The organism is Corynebacterium sp. 212_CJEI (genome assembly GCF_001055915.1).
In the GTDB taxonomy this organism is placed as follows: Bacteria; Actinomycetota; Actinomycetes; order Mycobacteriales; family Mycobacteriaceae; genus Corynebacterium; species Corynebacterium jeikeium_D.
Genome location: NZ_JVPT01000068.1, coordinates 1 through 1843, shown reverse-complemented (window position 1 = coordinate 1843; position 1843 = coordinate 1). Strand labels below are relative to the sequence as shown.

The 1843-nt window shown below is 54.9% G+C and carries 1 protein-coding gene; it reads right to left on the bottom strand.

From position 1 onward, the window contains the following. Positions 1 to 43: 43 nt before the first annotated feature. Positions 44 to 1228 carry an IS256-like element IS3503 family transposase gene (locus ADB02_RS08925; RefSeq protein WP_011018353.1) on the bottom strand — a complete coding sequence of 395 codons (1185 nt, stop codon included), beginning with the start codon at positions 1226 to 1228 and terminating at the stop codon, positions 44 to 46. Positions 1229 to 1843 lie beyond the last annotated feature (615 nt).

The following is a 1843-nucleotide window of genomic DNA, read 5'->3' as shown; positions in this document are numbered from 1 at the left end:
GGGTTAAGTAAAGAAAAGTGTGTCTTTTCCGGGCGTGTTGCGGTTATTTGATCCAGCCTTTTTGGATGCCGAGGTTGTGTTGGTAGCTGGTGTCGATGGCGGTGTCGTATTCTGCTGGTGCACCGATGTCATTGGTAGTGGCTGTGGTGTTGTGGGTGATCAGGTCTGTTGCTGTGGAAAGTGCGTCTTGACCCCATCGTTGGTCCCTGGCGATCTTGACCGGATCGTCAGGGACTTCTGTATGTAGATACAGCCACCAATCCATCACTGTGCGTTGATGCGGTAGTGATAGTCCGCGGTGTCTGCGGGCTAGTTCTTTTATGGGGGCGTTGATGCCACCTTCGAGGCTGTTTGTTGTTGCTGCAAGGTTGTCGGGGTCGATGGTTGTTGGTGGGGGTTGCAGGTAGGTAAACAGCAGGTCTCTGCGGTGCAGAGATAGCAATGATTGATAGGCCGCTCGGACGCGTTGGTGGGTGTAGACCTTGGTGTAGGCGCCGGTAGCAGGGTCTTTGATGGTGGTTTTCTCGTTCATCCATTCCCGGTAGGTGTGGTCGAATTCGTGCAGGTGGGCGACCCATGTGGATGCTTGGTCAAGGTCGGTGATGCGAGTGAGTTTCAGGGCTAGGCGGTAGAGGGTTTTGCCGGCATCGGTGCGGGGGTTGCTGGTGGTGTGGCGGCGGACTGTTCGTTGGGCGTGGACGAGGCAGCGTTGGATGCGTGTTGTTGGCCAGCAGTGGTGGATGGCTGATTGGGCACCTTGTCCGCCGTCTGTGACTGCGATTAGTGGTGCGGCAATGGGGCGTAGGAGTTCGGTGTAGGCGGCGGTGGTTTCGTGTCTGGCCCAGGTCCAGTTGATGACGTGGGTTTTACTGGCTGCGATCAGGAGGCATCCGGACTTTAGATAGGTCGCGTCGAGGAAGATTTGGTCATGGATGCGGAATGAGTCGATGGTGGGTGTGGGGATGATCCACCAGCACCATCGGAATCGGTGGTGCATGGTTTGCCTGGTTACGCCATGGTGTGCGGCGAAGGTGGTTAGAGATTGGGTGCCGGTGGCCCATTGGATGAACAAAGCCATGGTGGCGGTGTTTTTGTTGTGGGTTTGGGTGTTGCGGGTAAAGGAGTGTCCGCAGTGGGTGCAGCGCCAACGGGTGGTTGATTTGCTGGTGGTGCCGTTTTTCTTTGTGTTGTTGCCGCATAGTGGGCAGCTGGGGCGGTTGGTGGTCATCCTTTAATCCAACCGGTGTGCGGTTAGCACAAATGTGGCCGGAGGTGCGGGATGGTGTGGGTAATAGCTTTCGGGGAGCTATTCTTTGGTGATTTGTGGTGTGTGGTCTGGGGTTATGGTGGCATGCGGACACACTTTTCTTTACTTAACCCGGCGTCGGCGTGGGTAATGGACAAAAAGTGTGTCTGATTCTCAAGATGGTGACTGGTGAGAAGCCAAAAACTACGGGCTGCAAATGTGAAACTGTATGAGTTTATGACACTTTCAGGCCATTTTTCGGGCTATTTTTGTCATAAACGTAGTCAGTAACTTGCATCGCCCCAACGCCGCCAGTCATAAACGTAGTCAGTAACTCGCATCGGTGTCACTGGGGGAGAGGGGGGCTTTACCCGGGTTTGGTGGGGAGAGCTTTTGCCACAGTCTAGGATGCCCCGAGACCCGGGGCTGGATGTCAGTTTTCAACTTAAAATATCTGCCATGAACTGGCGATTTGCTTATGTTCAGCGCTGTTCTGTAGAGTAACAACTCGTGCACAGCGCTGGTAATCCAGAAAGTTGAGCACGGCATTTAAGGCCCTGTGGCGCAGTTGGTTAGCGCGCCGCCCTGTCACGGCGG